17 protein-coding genes and 1 riboswitch are annotated in these 21,370 nt (G+C 63.2%); of the genes, 11 read left to right on the forward strand and 6 right to left on the reverse strand.

Annotated elements, in window-relative coordinates:
- Positions 1-213 precede the first annotated feature (213 nt).
- Positions 214-879: a hypothetical protein gene (locus tag NKH43_RS30250; RefSeq protein WP_502896311.1), complete on the reverse strand. Its 666-nt coding sequence runs from the start codon at positions 877-879 to the stop codon at positions 214-216.
- Between the two features lie 874 nt (positions 880-1,753).
- On the opposite strand from NKH43_RS30250, the gene glmM reads away from it, so the two are divergent.
- The 5 genes from glmM (at position 1,754) to serA (ending at position 8,311) form a co-directional block, all read left to right on the forward strand.
- Positions 1,754-3,106 (forward strand): phosphoglucosamine mutase, encoded by a 1,353-nt coding sequence (glmM, locus tag NKH43_RS30255; protein ID WP_352494163.1) that lies wholly within the window; start codon positions 1,754-1,756, stop codon positions 3,104-3,106.
- A gap of 226 nt (positions 3,107-3,332) precedes the next feature.
- Complete coding sequence (locus NKH43_RS30260) at positions 3,333-4,175, forward strand: outer membrane protein (RefSeq protein ID WP_352861257.1); 843 nt, start codon at positions 3,333-3,335, stop codon at positions 4,173-4,175.
- Between the two features lie 235 nt (positions 4,176-4,410).
- A complete protein-coding gene (locus NKH43_RS30265) occupies positions 4,411-5,160 on the forward strand; it encodes an outer membrane protein (protein ID WP_352861258.1) in 750 nt (249 codons plus the stop codon).
- Between the two features lie 188 nt (positions 5,161-5,348).
- Entirely contained in the window at positions 5,349-6,524 is a 1,176-nt protein-coding gene (locus NKH43_RS30270) for a phosphoserine transaminase (protein ID WP_352861260.1), read from the forward strand.
- Between the two features lie 188 nt (positions 6,525-6,712).
- Positions 6,713-8,311: a phosphoglycerate dehydrogenase gene (gene serA / locus NKH43_RS30275; protein ID WP_352480909.1), complete on the forward strand. Its 1,599-nt coding sequence runs from the start codon at positions 6,713-6,715 to the stop codon at positions 8,309-8,311.
- 84 nt (positions 8,312-8,395) lie between these two features.
- Here the strand turns inward: serA and NKH43_RS30280 are convergent, their stop codons facing one another.
- Positions 8,396-9,298, reverse strand: coding sequence for a DMT family transporter (locus NKH43_RS30280; RefSeq protein ID WP_352547151.1), 903 nt, complete (start codon positions 9,296-9,298; stop codon positions 8,396-8,398).
- Positions 9,299-9,514: 216 nt separating this feature from the next.
- On the opposite strand from NKH43_RS30280, the gene NKH43_RS30285 reads away from it, so the two are divergent.
- Positions 9,515-10,813, forward strand: coding sequence for an adenylosuccinate synthase (locus NKH43_RS30285; RefSeq protein WP_023680654.1), 1,299 nt, complete (start codon positions 9,515-9,517; stop codon positions 10,811-10,813).
- Positions 10,814-10,887: 74 nt separating this feature from the next.
- On the forward strand, positions 10,888-12,594 hold the full coding sequence (locus tag NKH43_RS30290; RefSeq protein WP_352861262.1) for a hypothetical protein: 1,707 nt from the start codon (positions 10,888-10,890) through the stop codon (positions 12,592-12,594).
- Between the two features lie 32 nt (positions 12,595-12,626).
- On the opposite strand, the gene NKH43_RS30295 is transcribed toward NKH43_RS30290, so the two are convergent.
- From NKH43_RS30295 to NKH43_RS30310, 4 genes are all read right to left on the reverse strand, one after another.
- A complete protein-coding gene (locus NKH43_RS30295) occupies positions 12,627-12,926 on the reverse strand; it encodes a CcdB family protein (protein WP_023721029.1) in 300 nt (99 codons plus the stop codon).
- On the reverse strand, positions 12,926-13,108 hold the full coding sequence (locus NKH43_RS30300; RefSeq protein WP_502900341.1) for a type II toxin-antitoxin system CcdA family antitoxin: 183 nt from the start codon (positions 13,106-13,108) through the stop codon (positions 12,926-12,928). The genes NKH43_RS30295 and NKH43_RS30300 overlap by 1 nt, the downstream gene beginning before the upstream one ends.
- 117 nt (positions 13,109-13,225) lie before the next feature.
- Entirely contained in the window at positions 13,226-15,049 is a 1,824-nt protein-coding gene (locus NKH43_RS30305) for an ABC-F family ATP-binding cassette domain-containing protein (RefSeq protein WP_352861265.1), read from the reverse strand.
- 1 nt (position 15,050) lies between these two features.
- Positions 15,051-15,695, reverse strand: coding sequence for a thiamine diphosphokinase (locus NKH43_RS30310; protein WP_023721026.1), 645 nt, complete (start codon positions 15,693-15,695; stop codon positions 15,051-15,053).
- Positions 15,696-15,822: 127 nt separating this feature from the next.
- A riboswitch (TPP riboswitch) is annotated at positions 15,823-15,937 on the forward strand.
- A gap of 43 nt (positions 15,938-15,980) precedes the next feature.
- Between NKH43_RS30310 and thiB the strand changes: the two genes are divergently transcribed.
- The 4 genes from thiB to NKH43_RS30330 all read left to right on the forward strand — a co-directional run bounded on the left by thiB (position 15,981) and on the right by NKH43_RS30330 (position 21,359).
- Positions 15,981-16,994 (forward strand): thiamine ABC transporter substrate binding subunit, encoded by a 1,014-nt coding sequence (gene thiB, locus NKH43_RS30315; RefSeq protein WP_352861267.1) that lies wholly within the window; start codon positions 15,981-15,983, stop codon positions 16,992-16,994.
- 233 nt (positions 16,995-17,227) lie between these two features.
- A complete protein-coding gene (gene thiP, locus NKH43_RS30320; protein WP_352861269.1) occupies positions 17,228-18,847 on the forward strand; it encodes a thiamine/thiamine pyrophosphate ABC transporter permease in 1,620 nt (539 codons plus the stop codon).
- Entirely contained in the window at positions 18,844-19,635 is a 792-nt protein-coding gene (gene thiQ, locus NKH43_RS30325) for a thiamine ABC transporter ATP-binding protein (RefSeq protein ID WP_023721024.1), read from the forward strand. The genes thiP and thiQ overlap by 4 nt, the downstream gene beginning before the upstream one ends.
- 317 nt (positions 19,636-19,952) lie before the next feature.
- The gene (locus tag NKH43_RS30330; RefSeq protein WP_502906523.1) at positions 19,953-21,359 is read left to right on the forward strand and encodes a M48 family metalloprotease; all 1,407 of its coding nucleotides are present in this window, start codon (positions 19,953-19,955) and stop codon (positions 21,357-21,359) included.
- The last annotated feature ends 11 nt before the right edge of the window (positions 21,360-21,370 follow it).

The raw sequence follows: 21,370 nt of genomic DNA on the forward strand, positions 1-21,370 counted from the left end.
ATCGTCCGGGACCAAAAACCATGGCAAACAGCTTGACAGCCAAGACAGTCGCTCTGTCCTGCCGGACATCTCCCCCACGAGGGGGAAGATCGCTAGAGCGGCGGCCGACTGCGCGCGGATGCCGCCTCTTCTGAACGCGCGGCAGCATGCAGCAACAAAAAAGCCCGCGAACCTTGCGGCTCGCGGGCTCATGTCGTCGGATGATGGCGCTGGTCAGCTCTTCAGCTTGGCGTTGCAGAGGCTGTAGAAGCCGCCGCCCTTCTGGATCCACCTGAGGCCGCCCAGCGTGTTGGCGTCCTTGTTGGCGTAATACAGGTCGAGGCAGGTGTGCATGCGGCCCTTGGCCGGGGTCTCGGTAGCGTATTTCTTGGAGATCGCCGTCGGGAATTTCACGCCCTGGGGGGCGGTGATGGTCGGCGCTTGCGGATCGCCGGTGTACTTCGCATCGGGAGCCGGCAGGGTGTCGTCGTCGTCGGCTGCGCCGGCGCCGCATTGGCTCTTGCGGAAGTCGTTCCACTTCATGCCGTTCAAAGTATTCCCGGACTTGGCGGCCTGATATTTGGCGCTGCAATCAGCCATGCTGAGGCCTTTGCCGGTATCGGTCGCGGCAGCTGTCGTCGCCTTGGCAGGTGCCGCGGCAGGTTGTGCCGCTGCAGTTGCGCCGGCGGCGCATTCACTCTTGCGGAAATCGTTCCATTTCATGCCGTTGAGCGTGCCGGCAGCCTTGGCGGCCTGGTATTTGGTGCTGCATTCCTTGGCCGTCAGGCCCGGCGCAGCGTCGTCGGCGGTGGCTGCCGCAGCCTTGGTCGTGGCGGCGGGTTGTGCGGCTGCCGTCGCGTCGGCGGCGCACTGGGTCTTGCGGAAATCGTTCCACTTCATGCCGTTCAGCGTGCCGGCGGCTTTTGCCGCCTGGTACTTGGTGCTGCACTCCTTCGCCGTCAGCCCAGGCGCCGCATCGTCGCCGGCGGCTGCCTTGGTGGTGTCGGCGGCCTTGGCCGTGGCTTTGGCTGGGGCGGGATCGGTCGTAGCGGCGGTGGCATCGGTGCCGCATTGGGCCTTGCGGAACTGGTTCCAGTTCTGCCCGCCAAGCGTTCCCGCATCCTTGGCCGCGTTATACTTGGTGCTGCACTCGGCCATGGTCAGCGCATTGGCAGGCGCCGCCAGGAATAAGGTCGCGACGGCAAGGCCCGTCAAAGTGGCAAGTCGATGGATGAGCATGCGTTTTCTCCCTATGGCGGTTCATGATATGTCCCAGTGCAGCAATAGCGCTCAACGGCTGGTTGCGCCAGATGCTAAGTAGCGTAGAGACAATTTAGAAGTGCATTCTTTTCTTTAAGGTGATGAATTCGTTGCCGGGACTGTTTCCCAGCCAAGTTCGTCCGGGTGCATTGCACGGAGAGCGCGCATATGGCTCGTTCCCAGCGAGTACACTGCGTCGCATGACAGCCAGTCAAATCGGCGGGTGCGACGGACCTGAGCCTATCTCTGTCTGAAGCAGCGCGATGCGGATTCGGGTTCAAGGCCACACTGTCACAAACCAAAGGATCCAGATGAGGTTTGAGGCTGACGTTTCTGATGCTGCTGCCGCAACAAGGGCTCGAAACTTGAAAATCAACACACTAGCGTGACGCAAAACACACAAGACAACAATTTTCTAAGGATTGGTCGTCCATAATCATACAATGTGATGACAGAGCTCGGCCGATTTTATGGCATGAGATGCTCGGAAAGAACCATCGGGAAGCTGGCTAGCATGGCAGGACATTATTTCGGTACGGACGGTATTCGTGGGCGCGCCAACAAGTTTCCAATGACGGCGGAGGTCGCCATGAGGGTCGGCATGGCCGCCGGCCTCTCGTTCCAGCGCGGCAGCCACCGCCACCGCGTCGTGCTCGGCAAGGATACCAGGCTTTCCGGCTACATGATCGAGAACGCGATGGTGTCCGGCCTGTGCGCCGCCGGCATGGATGTCTTCCTGCTCGGCCCGATCCCGACGCCGGCGGTTGCAATGCTGGTGCGCTCGCTGCGCGCCGATATAGGGGTGATGATCTCTGCCTCGCACAACCCCTATTACGACAATGGCATCAAGCTGTTCGGCCCCGATGGCTACAAGCTGTCCGATGAGATCGAGGAGCGTATCGAGGGGATGCTCGACAAGGATATCGAACTGGCGCTTGCCGATTCTGATGGGCTCGGCCGCGCCAAACGCGTCGACGGCGTGCATGACCGCTATATCGAATTCGCCAAGCGCACGCTGCCGCGCTCGATGTCGCTGTCGGGCCTGCGCATCGTCGTCGATTGCGCCAATGGCGCCGCCTACAAGGTGGCGCCCGACGCGCTATGGGAACTCGGCGCCGAGGTCGTTGCCATCAATGTCGAGCCCAACGGCTTCAACATCAACAAGGAATGCGGCTCGACTCATCCGGCCGGCCTGCAAAAGAAGGTGCACGAGGTGCGCGCCGATATCGGCATAGCGCTCGACGGCGATGCCGACCGCGTCGTCATTGTCGACGAGAACGGCGCGATCGTCGATGGCGACCAGATCATGGCGCTGATCGCCGAATCCTGGCACCAGAGCGGGCGGCTGGCCGGCGGCGGGGTCGTCTCGACGGTGATGTCCAATCTCGGCCTCGAACGCTTCCTCGGCGACATGAACCTGCAGTTGCATCGCACCAAGGTCGGCGACCGCTATGTCGTCGAGCACATGCGTGCCCATGGGCTCAATGTCGGCGGCGAACAGTCGGGCCACATCGTGCTGTCCGATTTCTCGACCACCGGCGACGGCCTCGTCTCGGCGCTCCAGGTGCTCGCCTGCATCAAGCGGCAGAACCGGCCGGTCAGCGAATTGTCGAAGAAGTTCGAGCCGGTGCCGCAGCTGTTGAAGAACGTGCATATTTCCGGCGGCAAGCCGCTGGAGGAGGCGCCGGTCAAGGCAGCGATCGAAGATGCGCGCCATCGCCTCGGCAAGGCCGGGCGCTTGGTCATCCGGCCATCCGGCACGGAGCCGCTCATCCGTGTCATGGCGGAGGGCGACGACCCGCAGCTTGTCGAGTCCGTGGTCAACGACATCGTCGAGGTCATTTCGGAAACGCGCAGCGCCGCCTGATCTCCCTCCAATATCAGTTCAAAAAGCCCGCCTTGCCGGCGGGCTTTTTGTTGGATCGCCTGTCAGTCCTGCAACAGCAACGGCCGCCAGAATCCTCGGATTTTAGAGGTTCGTGGTTAATCGATACGGTTAAACGCCTTTTAACCTTTCCGATTCATTATCCACAACTGAGGTCAATCATATTTCGGGCGCGTTCGCCGTTCGAGGGTTCTCAGGGGTGATAAGCATGTTCAACACAGCAAGAATGGCTCTCCTGGCCGCGCTGTTTGCCGGCGTCGGGCCGGCATTCGCCGCCGATTTCGTCGAGCCGCCGGTGGTCGAGGAGGCGCCGCCACCGATCGCCTACGAGCCGCCGGCCGAGTATGGCGGCTGGTATATCCGCGGCGATATCGACTATCACTGGTCGAAGTTTCGCGGTGGCGACTATATCACCTACGGTGTAGCGCCCCAGAATCCCGGCAAGTTCGATACAGGCAAGCTGGATGGCGCCTTCTCGGCCGGTGGCGGTGTTGGTTACCAGATCGACGAGCATTTCCGTACCGATCTCACCTTGGACTGGATGAGCAAATCCAAATTCCGCGGCTCGACCAACGGCTTCTGCGGCGTATTACAAACCCCTTGCACATCCGTCGACACCTCGTCCTATTCGGCGCTGCTGCTCTTGGCCAACGCCTATGTCGACATCGGCACCTGGCATGGCGTCACGCCTTATGTCGGCGCCGGCATCGGCGGCGCCTGGGTCAAATGGGATGATCTGCACAACGTCGACGATGACGGCGAGTTCGAGCATCATGGCGGTAAAGGCTGGCGTTTTGCATATGCTGCCATGGCGGGCGCATCCTACTGCCTGACCGACCGCGTCAAGCTCGATGTCGGCTACCGCTTCAGCCACATCAATGGCGGCAAGATGTTCGACTATGCTTCAGATAGCAATGTCGGCCCAGGCTATGACCGAGGCATCAACGTGCACGAAGTGCGCGGCGGCCTGCGCTACCAGTTCGGCAGGTCGGACTGTGCTCCGCCCCCGGAGCCCTATGTTCCGGAACCCGAGCCTGTCTACACGAAGTAGTCGCTTCGAAATCGAGGAATTCGTCGACCGCCCGGCTTAAGTCGGGCGGTTTTCGTTTGGCTGCCTAAAGATGCCGCGGCGCTCTGTAATACCGTCCAGCCCGAAGAGCGAAAGCCGCTCAAATCAACCGCTAACGCCTTGTTATCCTTAACCTGCACTTAACCACTATGGTTAACAATGCTTCCTGAAACGGCGCGTGCGATCGCGAATGCGCCAAGTTCGGGAGCCGGGGACCATGACATTCAAATCGCCTGTAGTGCTGGCGCTTGCAGCAATCGTCCTGATGCCGCTCACGCCGGCGCTTGGCGCCGACTACGATCCGCCGGTCTATGTCGACCAGGCGCCGGATTATGTGCCGGTCGAGGTTGGCTCGGGATGGTATCTGCGCGGCGATGTCTCCTATCTGGTGCAGAAGAGCTTCAAGGATGAGGATTTCGCCTTCACGCCCGCGAGGTTCGACGAAAAGGAAGATCCCATCTTCGCCAGCATTGGCTTCGGCTACCATTTCAATGACTATCTGCGCGCCGATCTCAATGTCGGCTATCTTCCCGGCAACAAGATCGACGTCGGCTATAACGACGGAACGACCGTGGCATCGGCGACCCTGAAGAACTATGCCTTCTCAGGCATACTCAATGGCTATGTCGACCTTGGCACCTATGTCGGAATCACACCTTATCTCGGCGCTGGTATCGGTGTCGTCCAGAGCAAGCGTCGCCTCTCGGCGAGCTACTTCACCGACAATGCAAACCCCGCCGACGATTTCGTCCTGCGTGACAACAAGACCCAATACTCCTTCGCCTACACGCTGAATGCCGGCCTTGCCTACCAAGTGTCCAAGAACGTCTCAGTCGATCTGGGCTATCAGTATTTTTCCGCGCCAGACGCCGAATATGTGACTGCCGAGAGCCTGACTTCTTTTCCGATCCGCAAAGGAATCAACAATCATCAAGTCAAAGTCGGACTACGCTACGATCTCTGGTAGGCTCGATCGAAGCCGAGGCGTTAACAATGGCGGGTCGTAGGCCCGCCGTTTGCTTTTTCGCTCCGGGCGCTGGCAATATCCTGACAGCGACGAAAACTTTCCCCTTGACGCCGAAAGCCTGAACGCATATCGCCGTCCGTGGGCCACCCCTCCCCAACGAGGGGCCACTATCTGGAAGGATAGCCACGATGACGACGCAGACGAAGCCCGGACTCCGTCCGGCAAATCCCAATTTTTCCTCAGGTCCCTGTGCAAAACGTCCCGGCTGGTCGGTCGCGGCGCTCAAAAATGCCGCGCTCGGACGCTCGCATCGCGCCAAGATCGGCAAGACCAAGCTCGAACAAGCGATCGAGCTGACGCGGGAAAATCTGCAGGTTCCGGCAGACTATCGCATCGGCATCGTGCCGGCCTCGGACACCGGCGCGGTCGAAATGGCGCTGTGGTCGCTGCTCGGCGAACGCGGCGTCGACATGGTCGCCTGGGAGAGCTTCGGCTCCGGCTGGGTCACCGATGTGGTCAAACAGCTGAGGTTAGCCGATGTGCGCAGGTTAGAGGCCGACTACGGCGCGCTGCCCGACCTGACGAAAATCGACTTCGACCGCGACGTGGTCTTCACCTGGAACGGCACGACGTCGGGCGTGCGCGTGCCGAACGGCGATTTCATCCCGGCCACCCGCAAGGGCCTGACCATTTGCGACGCTACTTCGGCGGCCTTTGCGCAAAAGCTCGATTTCCGGAAACTCGACGTCGTTACCTTCTCCTGGCAGAAGGTGCTGGGCGGTGAGGGCGCGCATGGCATGTTGATCCTCAGCCCGCGCGCCGTCGAACGGCTGGAAACTTACAAGCCGGCCTGGCCACTGCCGAAGATCTTCCGCCTCACTTCCGGCGGTAAGCTGATCGAGGGCATCTTCAAGGGCGAGACTATCAACACGCCGTCGATGCTGTGCGTCGAGGACTATCTCGACGCGCTGCATTGGGCGAAGTCGATCGGCGGCCTCGATGGGCTGATCGCCCGTGCCGACGCCAATGCCGCCGTGCTCGATGGCTTTGTCAGGAAATCTTCCTGGCTCGGCCATCTTGCAGCCGACCCGGCGACGCGCTCGAACACTTCGGTCTGCCTTTCCTTCACCGATCCGGATGTCGCTGCACTCGACGCCGACGGACAGGCTGCGTTCGCCAAGGCAATTGTCTCGGCGCTCGACAAGGAAGGCGTCGCCTATGACATCGGCGCCTATCGCGATGCCCCGCCCGGCCTGCGCATCTGGTGCGGCGCGACGGTCGAGGCCTCCGACCTCGAGGCGCTGCTGCCTTGGCTGGACTGGGCCTTTGCGGCGCAAAAGGCGTCGCTGAAGGCAGCCGCCTGATCCCTCTCCCTCGAGGGGAGGGTGGCCCGAAGGGCCGGGTGGGGTCGCCTCCACCCGCTCAAGGACACGAGCTCAACGATCCACCATCCAGAAAGATTCGGCCGCATCCGGCCGCACCGACCCCACCCCGGCGCTTCGCGCCGACCCTCCCCTCAAGGAGGGACGCCAATCGCAAAGGACCAAGCCAAATGCCTCGCGTTCTCGTCTCGGATAAACTTTCCACCACCGCCGTGCAGATCTTCAGGGATCGCGGCATCGACGTCGACTATTTGCCGGATCTCGGCAAGGATAAGGAAAAACTGCTCGAGGTGATCGACCAGTATGATGGGCTGGCCATCCGCTCGGCGACAAAGGTCACGGAGAAGCTGATCAACGCCGCGACCAGGCTGAAGGTCGTGGGCCGCGCCGGCATCGGCGTCGACAATGTCGACATCCCGGCGGCGAGCCGCAAGGGCATCATCGTGATGAACACGCCCTTCGGCAATTCGATCACCACTGCCGAGCATGCGATCGCCATGATCTTCGCGCTGGCCCGCCAGATACCGGAGGCCAACGCCTCGACCCATGCCGGCAAATGGGAAAAGAACCGCTTCATGGGTGTCGAGATCACCGGCAAGACGCTGGGCATCATCGGCTGCGGCAATATTGGCTCGATCGTCGCTACGCGCGGCGTCGGCCTGAAGATGCATGTCATCGCCTTCGATCCGTTCCTGTCGGACAGCCGCGCCGAGGAGCTCGGCGTCGAAAAGGTCGAGCTCGACGAGCTGTTCGCCCGCGCCGACTTCATCACGCTGCACACACCGCTCACCGACAAGACGCGCAACATCATCGATGCCGCGGCGATCGCCAAAATGAAGACCGGTGTGCGCATCATCAATTGCGCGCGTGGCGGGCTGGTCGTCGAGGCCGACCTGATCGCGGCACTGAAAAGCGGCAAGGTGGCAGGCGCCGGCATCGACGTGTTCGAGGTCGAACCGGCGGAGTATAATGAACTGTTCGGCATGGAGAATGTCGTGGCGACGCCGCATCTCGGCGCGTCGACCACCGAAGCGCAGGAGAATGTCGCCCTTCATGTCGCCGAGCAGATGTCCGACTATCTGATCAAGGGCGCCGTTTCCAACGCCATCAACATGCCGTCGATCACCGCCGAAGAGGCGCCGCGGCTGAAACCTTTCGTCAAGCTTGCCGAAGTGCTCGGCGCCTTTGTCGGCCAGGTCACCGAGGATCCAATCAAGGAGGTCGAGATACTGTTCGACGGCTCGACCGCGACGATGAACACGCGCGCGCTGATCAGCGCCACCCTTGCCGGGCTGATCCGGCCGCAGGTCTCCGACGTCAACATGGTGTCGGCGCCGATCATGGTGAAGGAGCGCGGCATCATCGTCGCCGAGGTCAAGCGCGACAAATCCGGCGTGTTCGACGGCTATATCAAGCTCACGGTCAAGACCGAGCATAGGACACGCTCGATCGCCGGCACCTGCTTCTCGGATGGCAAACCGCGCTTCATCCAGATCAAGGGCATCAATCTCGACGCCGAGGTCGGCCAGCACATGCTCTACACGACGAATGCCGATGCGCCTGGGATCATCGGCCTGCTCGGCACGGTCTGCGGCGAGAACGGCGTCAACATCGCCAATTTCCAGCTCGGCCGCAACCGGCCGGGCGGCGATGCCATCGCATTGCTCTATCTCGATGCGCCGTTCCCGGAAAAGGTGTTGGCGCAGGTGCGCTCGCACAAGTCGATCGACTCGGCCAAGCGGCTGCACTTCGACGTCGGCGTGGCCTGAAATTCGGTCGCCCCGTGTGCAGCAGCACGCGGGGCGCTTCCACGGTCGTTGATGGACCGCAGTGAAACGTCGCGGCAAGCGACTTCATTCAGCGGCGGATATCGCCGTCTTCCGTCCGCTGTATTCGGCGAGGCCGATGCCGCCGAGCACCAGCGCGAGCGCCAGCGCCTGATAGAGCTGGAATGTCTCGCCGACGATCAGCACCGACAGCAGCGTACCGAAGATCGGCACCAGGTTGATGAACAGGCCGGCACGGTTGGCGCCGATCAGCTCGTTGCCCCTGATATAGAAGATCTGCGATATGACCGAGGCACCGATGGCGGTATAGAACGCGACCGCCCAGCCGCGTGCATCGGGGACGATGACCTTGCCGGCGGCAATCTCCCACAGGAAGAAAGGCAGCGATGTGATGAGTGCGGCAACCGACAGCGCCAGCATCAGGCTCTGCCAGCGGATGACTGGCTTCAGCCGCAACCCCACCGAATAGAACGAGTAGCAAAGCACGGCGACCAGCATGATGGCGTCGCCGAAGTTGAGATCCAGCCTGAGAAGCTGGCGTGGATCGCCATGGCTCGCCGTCACCGCGACACCGGCGATGGTCAGCACGACGCCGATGACCTGCACGCCATTGACGCGCAGGCGAAAGAGCACAAAATTGGCGATGATGATGACGATCGGGATCGCCGCCTGCTCGATCGAGACGTTGATCGCCGTGGTGTAGTTGAGCGCCGTGTAGAAGATCGTGTTGAAGAAGGCGAAGCCGCAAGCGCCGAGCCCGCCAAGCAGCAACCAGTGCCTGCGCACCACCGGCCAATCTTGGCGCAGCGTTGCCCAGCCGATCGGCAGCAAGATCAGAACCGCCAGCAGCCAACGCAGGAAGACCAGCGTCATCGGCGAGATATGACCGACCGCCAGCTTCCCCGCCACGGAGTTGCCGCCCCACAGCAAGGTGGTGAACAGCAGGAACAGATAGGCGGCTCGATGCATCGTGAAGTCCCGGCCAGGCGGAGAGAAATGCGCGGTCGATGCGGGCCTATTGCGGCAGCTCGCGCAAGTAAATGATGTCAAAGGCGAAAATTGTTGTGCCTCGGAGCGTTTTGGGCGGCAAAGAATGGTCGCGCTCGCCCGGTCTTGACGCTATAGAGGCCTGTCGTTTCGAACCGTTTCAAGCTGCCTGGCGCGGCATCTCAAGGGAAAAGAAGCATGGCCAATGTGGTGGTCGTCGGCTCGCAATGGGGCGATGAGGGCAAAGGCAAGATCGTCGACTGGTTGTCCGAGCGCGCCGACGTTGTCGTGCGCTTCCAGGGCGGCCACAATGCCGGCCATACGCTGGTCGTCGATGGCAAGGTCTACAAGCTGTCGCTGCTGCCGTCCGGCGTGGTGCGGCAAGGCAAGCTGTCGATCATCGGCAATGGCGTCGTCTTCGATCCGCACGCTTTCGTCGCGGAGGTGGCGAAATTGAAGGCGCAGGGCGTCGAGGTGACGCCGGACCGCCTGAAAATAGCCGAAAACACCGCGCTTATCCTGTCGCTGCACCGGGAGCTGGACGGATTTCGCGAGGACGCCGCTTCCAATTCCGGAACGAAGATTGGCACGACCCGTCGCGGCATCGGTCCGGCTTACGAAGACAAGGTGGGCCGACGCGCGGTCAGGGTGATGGATTTGGCGGATTTGGAAACGCTGCCCTTGAAGGTCGACAGGCTGCTGACGCACCACAATGCGCTGCGCCGTGGGCTCGGCCATGCCGAGGTCACGCATGAGGCGATCATGAGCGAGCTGATCTCGGTCGCCGACGAGATTCTGCCCTATATGGACCGGGTCTGGAAAATCCTCGATGACAAGCGCCGCGCCGGCGAGCGCATCCTGTTCGAAGGCGCGCAAGGCACGCTGCTCGACATCGACCATGGCACCTATCCGTTCGTTACCTCCTCCAATACGGTTGCCGGCCAGGCCGCTGCTGGATCCGGTGTCGGCCCGGGCGCCATCGGCTATGTGCTCGGCATCACCAAGGCCTATACGACGCGCGTTGGCGAAGGCCCGTTTCCGACCGAACAGAAGAACGAGATCGGCGAGTTCCTGGGCACGCGCGGCCATGAATTCGGCGTCGTTACCGGCCGCAAGCGCCGCTGCGGCTGGTTCGATGCCGTGCTGGTCCGCCAGGCTGTCGCCGTCAACGGCATCAAGGGCATTGCGCTGACCAAGCTCGATGTGCTCGATGGGCTGGACGAGATCAAGGTCTGCACCGGCTACCGCCTCGACGGCGAGGCGATCGATTACCTGCCGGCCAGCCAGGGCGCGCAGGCGCGCGTCGAACCGGTCTACGAGACGCTGGAGGGGTGGAAAGGCACCACCGCCGGCGCGCGCAGCTGGAACGACCTGCCGGCCCAGGCGGTGAAGTACGTCCGCTACATCGAGGAGCTGATCGGCGCGCCGGTCGCACTCCTTTCCACCAGCCCTGAACGGGACGACACGATACTTGTGACCGATCCGTTTCAAGACTAGTTTCTCAGCCTTTCCGGGCATTGCGGCTGATTTGCGGGGGCCGGCCCAGAAACAAAATGCAGGTCGACTGAAGCATGGTAGATTTTGTTTCTGTTCTGAAAAAGACGCTCGACAATCTCGGCGAGCCGTCGGCGGAGGTGCGCGCCAGGGTCTACGACAAGGCTCGTTCGACGATTGCGAAGAAGATTGCCGAACGCGATCCACCACTTGCGCCGTCGGACGTCTCCAGGCAGAAGCGTGCACTCGAAGATGCCATCGCAAGCATTGAGCGAGAGTATGGCAAACCGGCGCCGGCATCCGATCCGCTGGCGGAGCTGGAGGACATCTTCTCCTCCATCGACCGCAACAAGAACCAGCCCAGCCATGTCCGCCAGCCGGCCAAAACCGAGCCGGCCAAGACCGAGCCGGCAAAGACCGGGCCGGCACAGACTGAGCCGGCGTGGCAGCCCACGCCCGCCAAGGCGGCGCCGAACTGGCAAAAGCCGCAGCCCGTCACTCTTTCTCAGGAGCGCGCTGGTCCGCCGCCGTCCGACATGGATCTTCCGACAGCCGATGACCAAGACGGGGTTTTTCGGGGCGATGACTTTTCCAACGACGGCGACCCCGCGGAGGACAGGTTCCAGCGGCTCCATCCTGCCGAGCGCAGGCGCAGCTATGGCGGTGTGATTGCCGCTGCCGTCGCCTTGCTGGTCATTGCCGGTGGCGGTTACGGCATGTGGCTGAACAAGGATGCGTTCGGCAGCATGCTCGGCCTCGACGGGACCAAAACCGTCGCCACCGAACCGCTGGTAAAGCCAGCCCCGGCCAAGCCGGTGGCCGATGCGGCCGTCCCGGCCGCCGCGCCTCCGACGGAGGCCGGCGAAGGCGCGAAGTTCACGCAGCGCCTGACGCCCGAAGGCCACGAGGTCGATCCCGGCCCCGCGGCCGGGCAGGCGGGCATCGGCGAAGGCGAATCCGTCGCCGCGCTGACCACGCCGCCGTCGGCCGCACAAACGCCGACCAGCCCGGTACCCGCCGCGCCGGCACCGGCCGCGCCCGCAGACGCGCAAGCCACGGCCAATGCTCCAGCAGTCGACGGGTCCGCTGCACCAACTCCCGCAACGCCGCCCGCCAACGGGGCGGCAGCGCCGGCCGATGCTGCAGCTGTCCCGCCAGCACCTGCAGCGGCCGCCACACCGCCCGTGGCGGCAGCTGCACCGACGGTAGTTCCGCCGGAAGCCGCGCTGGCCGTCGGCCAGAAAGCGATCTTCTACGAGGAGCGCACCAGCACCGCTCAAGGCTCGGCCGAGCCCGGCAATATCGTCTGGTCACTGGTGCAGGAATCGCCCGGCGGCGACCTGCCGCCCGAGCCGGCGATCCGCGCCGAGGCGACCATTCCAGGCAAGGATATCCAGTTGCGCATGACGATCCGTCGCAACACCGACCAGACACTGCCGGCCAGCCATATCATCGAGATGATCTTCCTGACGCCTGACGGCTTCGAGGGCGGCGGCGTCGACAACATCCTGCGTGTCGCCATGAAGGGCTCCGAGCAGGATGCCGGCAGTCCGCTGATCGGCATCCCCGCCAAGATCGCCGACGGTTTCTTCCTGGTTGCGCTCAACGATACCAAGGCGGATGAAGACGCCAATCTGACCTTGCTCAGGGGCCAGGACTGGATCGACGTGCCGGTCGTCTACAAGACCGGGCGGCGGGCGCTGCTGACGATGGAAAAGGGCATTCCGGGCGAGAAGGTGTTCGACGAGGCGCTGAAGGCCTGGCAGACAAAGACAGCGGGTTGAGGCCGCTCACCAGCCCAACCCCTCTTTGGGGCTCAGAAGCCTTGGAACAACATGTCGATTGCGCTCACGATGTCGTCGTGATGGCGAGAAAGGTTTCCTTCGGCAATGGGCAATTCAGATGTCATCAAGGCTGACATGAATTGAGTGACCATGACATGGTCCTTACCGTTGATTGTGAAGATAGGATTTAGCCGGCGGCCCGGCACTGGGGCCTTATTGGCCGGCATCAGCGGGACGACTACCTTAGTGTCGAGCCGTCCCAGAAGGTCGGACTGGACATCGAGAAGATAACCGTCGCCTTCGGCACTCTGGTAGAAATCATAACGCGCCATCAAAACAGCCGGTGCTTGGCCAGAGGCAAGCCGTTGCGCCTGACATAGTCATTGGAACTCTCGATCGCTTCCTTGTTTTCCTCCTGCCATCGCCGGGTTTTTTCGGCCGAAATCGCCTTGGCGATACCCTCTTCTGCAGCGCGGGATATATTGATACCCAACGCCTTGGCGTCCTCGATCAATCCGGAGTCGATCGATGTATTAACCGACTTTCTTTGGGTTTTTGGATTCGATCGAAGCATGGAGCCGCTCCCATTTATGCGCATAATGTAGGCGCATATGAGCGTGCATGCAATCTCTCATCCCTCCATCTCTTCCCGCAGCATCTCGAGTTCCAGCCATTCCTCCTCGAGCGCTGCCAGCGTGACGCGCTCCTTGTCGAGCGCGGCAATCGTCTTCTGGAACGACGCCGGGTCGCGCTCGTAATAGGCCGGATCGGCGATGTTGTTCTCCAGCCGCGAGATCGAGGCCGACACCGCCTCGATCTTCTTGGGTAAGGTTTCCAGCGCGAATTTCTGCTTGAACGACAGTTTCTTGGCCGGGCCCCTGCTAGCGGCCGCTTCGCTCCTGCTTGCCGCCGTCGCCTCGCCGGTCTCTGCCTTCGGCCGCGCCTTGCGGTCGTCCAGCCTGGTGCCGCCGCGCTGCGCCAGCATATCGGAATAGCCGCCGGCATATTCGATCCAGCAGCGGCCGTCGCCATCCGGCGCGATGATGCTGGTCACCGTGCGGTCGAGGAAATCGCGATCGTGGCTGACCAGGATCACCGTGCCGGCAAAGCCGGCGACCAGTTCCTGCAGCAGCTCCAGCGTCTCCATGTCGAGATCGTTGGTCGGCTCGTCGAGCACAAGCAGGTTTGCCGGCCGCGCCAAAACGCGGGCGAGGATCAGCCGTGCCCGCTCGCCGCCCGAAAGCTCGCGCACCGGCGTGCGCGCCTGTTCCGGCTTGAACAGGAAGTCCTTCATGTAGGACACGACGTGGCGCTGCTCGCCATTGATGACAAGGTTCTCGCCGCGCCCGTCGGTGAGATACTGCGCCAGTGTCTCCTGCGGATCGACGGCCTCGCGCTTCTGGTCGAGCGTGGCGATCTCCAGGTTGGTGCCGAGCCGCACCGTGCCTGCGTCCGGCTTCAATTCGCCGGTCAGCATCTTCAATAGCGTCGTCTTGCCGGCGCCGTTCGGCCCGACCAGACCGACGCGATCGCCGCGCTGGATGCGTGTCGAGAATCCCTTGACCACGGTCAGATCGCCAAAGCTCTTCTCGATGTTCTTGGCCTCAATCACCAGCTTGCCGGATTCGGCGGCGTCGCTGGCTGTCATCGTCGCCGCACCCTCGGCGCCACGATGACCGCGAAAGCGCTGGCGCATGGTCTGCAACTCACCGAGCCGGCGCATGTTGCGCTTGCGCCTTGCCGTCACGCCATAGCGCAGCCAGTGCTCCTCGCGCACGATCTGGCGGCCGAGCTTGTGCTGCTCGCGCTCTTCCTCCTCCAACACCGTGTCGCGCCATTCCTCGAAATAGGCAAAGCCCTTATCGAGACGGCGGGTCTGGCCGCGGTCGAGCCAAATTGTGGCGCGTGACACGCGTTCGAGAAAACGGCGGTCATGCGAGATGACGACCAGGGCCGAGGAGGTGCGGGCAAGCTCCTCCTCCAGCCATTCGATAACCGAAAGGTCAAGATGATTGGTCGGCTCATCGAGGAGAAGAATGTCGGGCTCGGGCGCCATGACGCGGGCGAGTGCCGCGCGCCGCGCTTCGCCGCCGGAGAGGTCGTTCGGCCGTTCTTCGCCGGATAGGCCGAGATGCTCCATCAGATAGGTCGCGCGGTAGGGATCGTCGGCGGGCCCGAGGCCTGCCTCGACATAGGCGCGAACGGTCGCAAAACCGTCCATATCGGGCATTTGCGGCAAATAGCGCACGGTCGCCGAGGGCTGGCGGAAGACTTCGCCGTCCTGCGGTTCGATCAGCCCGGCAGCGATCTTGAGGAGCGTCGACTTGCCAGAGCCGTTGCGGCCGACCAGGGCGATCTTGTCGCCAGCTGACGCCGTCAGGGCGGCACCGTCGAGCAGCGGCGCGCCGCCAAAGGTCAGCTTTATCCCGTCGAGATTGAGAAGCGGCGGCGCCATGTCAGCTTTCAGGTAGGGGAAAAGGATGCGCGAGCAGCAGCGCGCGGCCGCTGGCCAGCGCGATTTCCAGCCGGCCCTTGACCTCGTTGGAGATGGTCAGCGACGAGCCGAAGGCAACCTCGACATGGGCGAGCGGCCATTTGGCGCCGGTGACTGTCAGGCCGGCGAGATCCGAAAAGCCGAGCACCGAAAACAGCGTACCGTCGACATAATCGAAGCCAGTCTTTCCAGGCAGCAAAGGAATGCCTTCCTGTGCGCCGCTGGTCAAAAGCACTTCCGTTCCGCCTTCCGCCAGCCGGACGCTGAGCGCCAAATGCAGGAAGATGTGGTCGGTGCGTTTGCCGCCGAAGGCGCCTGCGAGCACAAGGCTGGTCGCACCGCGTTCGAGCGCGGCGGCGATAGCGAGTTCACCGTCGGTCTTGTCCTTTTCGGCGGGAAACACCTGCCGTGGCACGGCGGCCAGATCCTCCGGCAAATCGGCAGGCACGGAATCGAAATCGCCGACCCAGAGTTCCGGCATCAGGCCCAGCATAAGGGCATGGCCGATACCGGCATCGGCAGCGATGACGCGGGAGCCTTCGACCTGGCGGTCGAGCAGCGGCGTGCGGATGAGATCGCCGCCAAGCAGGATGGTGAATGTGCTCATATCTCGTGGCCCTTACCAGCCCTGCCCCGGAAACGGAAGATGAAACGGCAGATGAAACAGGACGCCGCGCTTTGGATGCCCGGCAAACTTCCGCTTGCGCAGCACTTCGGCCGGGCCTATGTGTCGAAACGCTCTAACGGGGTGCCGGACGCGATCTTCGCGGACCGGCTGAGAGGCAAGACTGCCAACCCGCTGAACCTGATCCGGTTTGTACCGGCGGAGGGATTAGACGTTTCGGACAGCCCGACGCCTCAATTCCTTTCAACGCGAACGAAGGAGGCGCCGATGCGCAGTTTTTTCCACTCTCTTGTCTCGATTATCCTGCTTGCGGCATCCGCGCTTGCCCTACCGGGGCAGGCATCGGCACAGGATAAGCTGACCGTCTATACCTATGAAAGCTTCACCGCCGATTGGGGTCCGGGACCGGCGGTGAAGAAGGCCTTCGAGGCCGAGTGCAGCTGCGTCGTCGAATTCGTCTCGGTCGCCGACGGCGTGGCACTGCTCAACCGTGTGAAGCTGGAAGGGGCCGCGACCAAGGCCGATATCGTGCTTGGCCTCGATACCAATTTGACGGCGGACGCCAAGGCAACCGGCCTGTTTTCGCCGCATGGCGCCGTGACGGACGTCAGTGTGCCGGGCGGCTGGCGCGACGATATCTTCGTGCCGTTCGACTATGGCTATTTCGCTGTCGTCTACGATAGCGAAAAACTGAAGAGCCCGCCGAAGAGCCTCAGGGAATTGGTCGAGGGCGATGCCGGCGACAAAATCGTCATCCAGGATCCACGCACCTCGACGCCGGGCCTTGGCCTGCTGTTGTGGGTCAAGTCGGTCTATGGCGACAAGGCGCCGGAAGCCTGGGCCAAACTCAAGGCAAAGGTGCTCACGGTGACGCCGGGCTGGAGCGAGGCCTACGGCCTGTTCACCAAGGGTGAGGCGCCGATGGTGCTGTCCTATACCACTTCGCCAGCCTACCACATGGTTGCCGAAAACACCTCGCGCTACCAGGCGGCGTCCTTCGAGGAAGGCGAATATCTGCAGATCGAGGTCGCTGGGATCACCACCAAGGGCGCGAAGAACCCGCTGGCGAAAAAGTTCATCGCCTTTATGACCGGGCCGAAATTCCAGGACGTCATTCCCGAAACCAACTGGATGTTCCCGGCCGGCAAAACCGACAAGCCGCTCAATCCGGCGTTCGACAAGCTCGTCAAACCGACCAAAACCTTGCTGTTCAGCTCGGAAGAGGTCGCCGCAAATCGCAAGGCCTGGGTCGACGAGTGGCTGGCGGTGATGAGCAAGTAGCTCGGATAGAAAGATGATCGCCCTACGGCGCCCCCCTCTGTCCTGCCGGACATCTCCCCCACAAGGAGGGAGATTGGCCGTCATGCCGGCTTTCGCCAATCTCCGACATTGCCGGAATGAGCGGAGCGCTGAACCTGCCAATCTCTCCCCATGTGGGGGAGATGTCCGGCAGGACAGAGGGGCGCGCGAAGGAACGCAATCCTCGCTAAGAATCTCGAATCTGGTGGTCTAGCGTGCAACGCGCGCCATCATCGGATACCCGCGTCGCTGCCGGCATCGTCGCGCTCGCCGCCATCGCGCTGCTGATCGGCGGGGCATTCGCCGGGCTCGTCGTCGAAGCCATGCGCGACCTGTCGGGCGCCGCCTCCGCCTTTGATTCCTATCTCCTCCGTGTTGCCCGCTTCACGCTCTGGCAGGCTCTGTTGTCGACCCTGCTCTCCGTCGCACCGGCGCTGTTCGTCGCGCGCGCCCTGTCGCGGCACCCACAGTTTTTCGGGCGAGGCTTTGTCCTGCAGCTTTTCGCCGTGCCGCTGGCGCTGCCGGCCATTGTTGCCGCACTCGGTGTCTTGGCACTTTATGGCCGCGCCGGGTATTTCGCCGGCTTGCTCGGTGCGATTGGCGGCCAGAACTGGCCCGGCATCTATGGCCTATCGGGTATTCTCGTCGCCCACGTCTTTTTCAACCTGCCGCTGGCAACGCGACTGTTCCTGGAAGCGTTGCAGACGGTGCCGGCTAACCAATGGCGGCTGGCGAGCCAGCTTGGCATGGGTGCTGCGCCGGCCTTCCGGCTGATCGAATGGCCGGCGTTGCGTGCGGCCCTGCCGGGCGTTGCCGGGCTCGTTTTCATGCTGTGCATCACCTCCTTCACCATCGTGCTTACGCTCGGCGGCGGGCCGCGCGCGACGACGCTGGAGGTTGCCATATACCAGGCGCTGCGTTTCGACTTCGACCCGGCGCGGGCGGTGACGCTGACCTTGTTGCAGATTGCCCTGACCTTCGTCGTCGTGCTGGCACTGACGCGGCTTGGCGCCAGTATGACCGGCGACGCCAATCTGCCGGTAGCCCCGCGCCGGTATTTTTCAGCCGGTGCGGCCGAGACCGTGCTGAACGCACTGGTGATCGGGCTGGCACTGCTGTTTGTCGCCGGACCGATGGCGGCTACGCTGTCGGCCGGGCTTGGCGCCGATCTCGGCCGCCTGGCCGGCGAGGGCGCGGTGCGGCAAGCGACGGCGACCAGTGCCGTGCTCTCCCTCCTATCGGCGCTGCTCTCCTTGGCGTTGTCGCTGTCGCTGGTTATGGCGCGCCGGGCGCTGGCGCTCACCCGGCGGACCGGCAGGCGGACGCTGCTCGAACACCTGGCCGACACCGGTGCGGGGTTCGTCCTGGTGGTGCCGCCCATCGTCATCGGTGCCGGCTGGTTCCTGCTCCTGCGCAGCGTCAGCGATGTCTTTGCGATCGCCCCTGTCATGGTGGTTGTGGTCAATGCGGTGATGGCGATGCCGTTCGCCATCCGCGCCATCCGCCCCGCCTATGACGCGGCGAGCGAACGCCACGAACGGCTCTGTGCACAGCTTGGCATCTCGGGCTGGAACCGGTTGCGTCTGGTCGACTGGCCGTCGCTGCGGCGGCCGCTCGCCACCGGCTTCGCCTTCGCCATGGCGCTGTCGCTCGGTGATCTCGGCGTCATTGCGCTGTTCGGCAGCGATTCCGTGCAGACATTGCCCTATCTGTTGCTGGCGCGCATGGGCAGCTACCGCACCGAGGATGCGGCCGGCCTGGCGCTGCTGCTCGGCCTTGTCTGCCTGGCGCTTGTGCTGACCGCGGACTGGCTGGGAAGGAGGGAGAAATCATGATGCCGATCAGCCCGGAACGGTCGATTTCGGTCGAAAAAGGCGCGGCCGTGCGGCTCGATAATGTCTCGTTCAGCTATGGTGAAACGCCGCTTATATTCGATGTCGATTTCCCGGCGTCGGAAATCACCGCCATCATGGGGCCGAGCGGTTCGGGAAAGTCGACGCTGCTCAATCTGGTGGCCGGTTTCGAGGCGCCGCGGTCAGGCCGCGTGCTCATCGGCGGCGCCGACGTCAGCACTGCGCCGCCATCAGCGCGGCCGGTATCGATGGTGTTCCAGGAAAACAACCTGTTTGCCCATCTGTCCCTCGAGCAGAATGTCGGGCTCGGCCGCTCGCCTTCGCTCATGCTGAGCGAGGCTGACCGCGCCGCAATCGCCGCAGCGCTGAAGCGCGTCGGCCTTGCCGGCAAGGAAAGCCGGCTGCCGCGCGAACTCTCCGGCGGTGAGCGGCAGCGCGTCGCGCTCGCTCGGGTCCTGGTGCGCGACCGGCCGGTGTTGTTGCTCGACGAGCCGTTCGCTTCGCTCGGACCGGCACTGCGCGACGACATGCTCGACCTGGTCGCCGACGTCCATTCGGAGCAGCGCATGACGGTGCTATTCGTCACGCACCAGCCGGACGATGCGCGCCGTATCGGGCAAAACATGGTTTTCCTGGATGGTGGCACGGTTGCCGCGACGGGCACCGCGGCCGATTTTTTCGTCGGGGCTGGACCGGAGGCATTCCGACGCTATATCGGCTCGGGTCCGTTTGCGGCTGGATCACGAGATGTTGCCCGGAAGCGGACATAATTTATGGTCAAACCGGCGGAAGGCGAAGCGGCGCTTGCTTGCCATGGTCGAGGTAGTGTGGCTAGGTCCGCCAGGAGCTGGTCCGGCTTAGACCGTGATTTGCCCTTGCTGCCTCGTATCTGTCGGACGCACGAAGGACGCCGTAGCACTTGATTTTGCGCGTGATGCTTTCCGGAAATCGCGCCCGATTTTCACGGTCACGTGCCAGGACTTGAAAGGAAGCCGATCTGCCGACCGGCATCGACAATCGGAGGGTGAAACCGCTGGCGCGCTTTCTGGCGCTGGCCGGTCTTGCCGTGGCGCTGGCAAGCTGCCAGATGTTCACGCCTCCCGACGTGCAGGAATCAGGCTTTCAGCCCTCAGACAAGCCGATCACGGTCGACAATGTCGCCGCCAACGGCAAGCTCGCCCAACTGGCGAAGGCGCAGCACCCGCGCATCCTCGCCACCTATGGCGGAGAATATTCCGACCCCAAGCTCGAGCGCATGGTGGCCAAGATCGTCGGCAGACTGACCGTAGTGTCGGCCAACCCGACCCAGACCTACCGCATCACCATCCTCAACTCGCCCAACGTCAATGCCTTCGCGCTGCCGGGCGGCTATCTCTACATCACCCGGGGCCTGCTGGCCTTGGCCAACGATTCAGCCGAGCTTGCCGCCGTCATTGCGCATGAGATGGGCCACGTTACGGCCAATCACGGCCTGCAGCGCCAGCAGCTGGAAGCCGAAGAGGGGTTGGCGACCAAGGTCGTTTCGGATGTGCTCGGCGACAACCCGACGGCCAAGGCGGCGCTGATCCGCGGCAAGCTGAGGCTGGCCCAGTTCTCGCGCAATCAGGAGCTGGAGGCCGACGCCATCGGCATCAAATCGATCGGCGAAGCCGGTTTCGATCCCTACGCTGCCGGCCGCTTCTTGCAGTCGATGTCGGCCTATACCGATTTCCGCTCGATCAGCGGCGCCACCGACGCCAGCCTCGACTTCCTGGCGACGCACCCCAACACGCCGCAGCGTATCGACCTCGCGCAGCGCCACGCCCGCCAGTTCGGCGCGCCCGGTGTCGGGTCGCGCGATCGCGATTCATTCCTTTCCGGCGTAGACGGGCTGCTTTACGGCGACACACCGGAGGAAGGCTATGTGCGCGGCGAAACTTTCCTGCATCCTGGCCTCGGCGTGTCGTTCTCGGCGCCCAACGGCTTCATCATCGACAATTCGGCAGCGGCGGTGACGGCGACAGGCCCGGGCGACATCGCCATCCGCTTCGACGGCGTTTCGATCGACAAGGGCCGCTCGCTGACCGACTACATCCGCAGCGGCTGGGTTGCCGGCCTCGACGACAGCAGCGTGCGCCAGGAGACGATCAACGGCAACGAAGCGGCAACCGCGCATGCTGGCGCCGATGGCTGGCAATTCGATATTGCGGTGATCCGCGCCGGCGGCCAGGTCTACCGCTTGCTGACCGCGGCGCCTTCGGCCAGCACCTCGCTGAGCACGGTGGCGCGCTCGGTCAGCGGCTCGTTCCGCATCCTGAGTGCTGCCGAGAAGGCGGCGTTGAAGCCGCTGCGTATCCGCATCGTCACGGTGCAGCCCGGCCAGACAATGGGCTCCCTGGCCGCACAGATGGTCGGCGTCGACCGCAAGCTGGATTTGTTCAGGGTGCTCAACGCGCTGTCGCCGGGCGCCGCCGTTTCGGCCGGCGACAAGGTCAAGATCGTCACCGACAAATAGCAGCCGACGCG

The sequence above is a fragment of the Mesorhizobium sp. M1163 genome (assembly GCF_040318415.1).
Taxonomy (GTDB): Bacteria; Pseudomonadota; Alphaproteobacteria; order Rhizobiales; family Rhizobiaceae; genus Mesorhizobium.

What these genes read in the sequence shown, in the direction of transcription:
- glmM (WP_352494163.1), top strand. Translation starts at nt 1,754, where the DNA reads ATGGCAGGACATTATTTCGGTACGGACGGTATTCGTGGGCGCGCCAAC.
- NKH43_RS30270 (WP_352861260.1), top strand. Translation starts at nt 5,349, where the DNA reads ATGACGACGCAGACGAAGCCCGGACTCCGTCCGGCAAATCCCAATTTT.
- NKH43_RS30295 (WP_023721029.1), bottom strand. Translation starts at nt 12,926, where the DNA reads ATGGCGCGTTATGATTTCTACCAGAGTGCCGAAGGCGACGGTTATCTT.
- thiB (WP_352861267.1), top strand. Translation starts at nt 15,981, where the DNA reads ATGCGCAGTTTTTTCCACTCTCTTGTCTCGATTATCCTGCTTGCGGCA.
- serA (WP_352480909.1), top strand. Translation starts at nt 6,713, where the DNA reads ATGCCTCGCGTTCTCGTCTCGGATAAACTTTCCACCACCGCCGTGCAG.
- NKH43_RS30330 (WP_502906523.1), top strand. Translation starts at nt 19,953, where the DNA reads ATGTTCACGCCTCCCGACGTGCAGGAATCAGGCTTTCAGCCCTCAGAC.
- NKH43_RS30260 (WP_352861257.1), top strand. Translation starts at nt 3,333, where the DNA reads ATGTTCAACACAGCAAGAATGGCTCTCCTGGCCGCGCTGTTTGCCGGC.
- NKH43_RS30280 (WP_352547151.1), bottom strand. Translation starts at nt 9,298, where the DNA reads ATGCATCGAGCCGCCTATCTGTTCCTGCTGTTCACCACCTTGCTGTGG.
- thiQ (WP_023721024.1), top strand. Translation starts at nt 18,844, where the DNA reads ATGATGCCGATCAGCCCGGAACGGTCGATTTCGGTCGAAAAAGGCGCG.
- NKH43_RS30310 (WP_023721026.1), bottom strand. Translation starts at nt 15,695, where the DNA reads ATGAGCACATTCACCATCCTGCTTGGCGGCGATCTCATCCGCACGCCG.
- NKH43_RS30285 (WP_023680654.1), top strand. Translation starts at nt 9,515, where the DNA reads ATGGCCAATGTGGTGGTCGTCGGCTCGCAATGGGGCGATGAGGGCAAA.
- NKH43_RS30250 (WP_502896311.1), bottom strand. Translation starts at nt 879, where the DNA reads ATGAAGTGGAACGATTTCCGCAAGACCCAGTGCGCCGCCGACGCGACG.
- NKH43_RS30265 (WP_352861258.1), top strand. Translation starts at nt 4,411, where the DNA reads ATGACATTCAAATCGCCTGTAGTGCTGGCGCTTGCAGCAATCGTCCTG.
- NKH43_RS30290 (WP_352861262.1), top strand. Translation starts at nt 10,888, where the DNA reads ATGGTAGATTTTGTTTCTGTTCTGAAAAAGACGCTCGACAATCTCGGC.
- NKH43_RS30305 (WP_352861265.1), bottom strand. Translation starts at nt 15,049, where the DNA reads ATGGCGCCGCCGCTTCTCAATCTCGACGGGATAAAGCTGACCTTTGGC.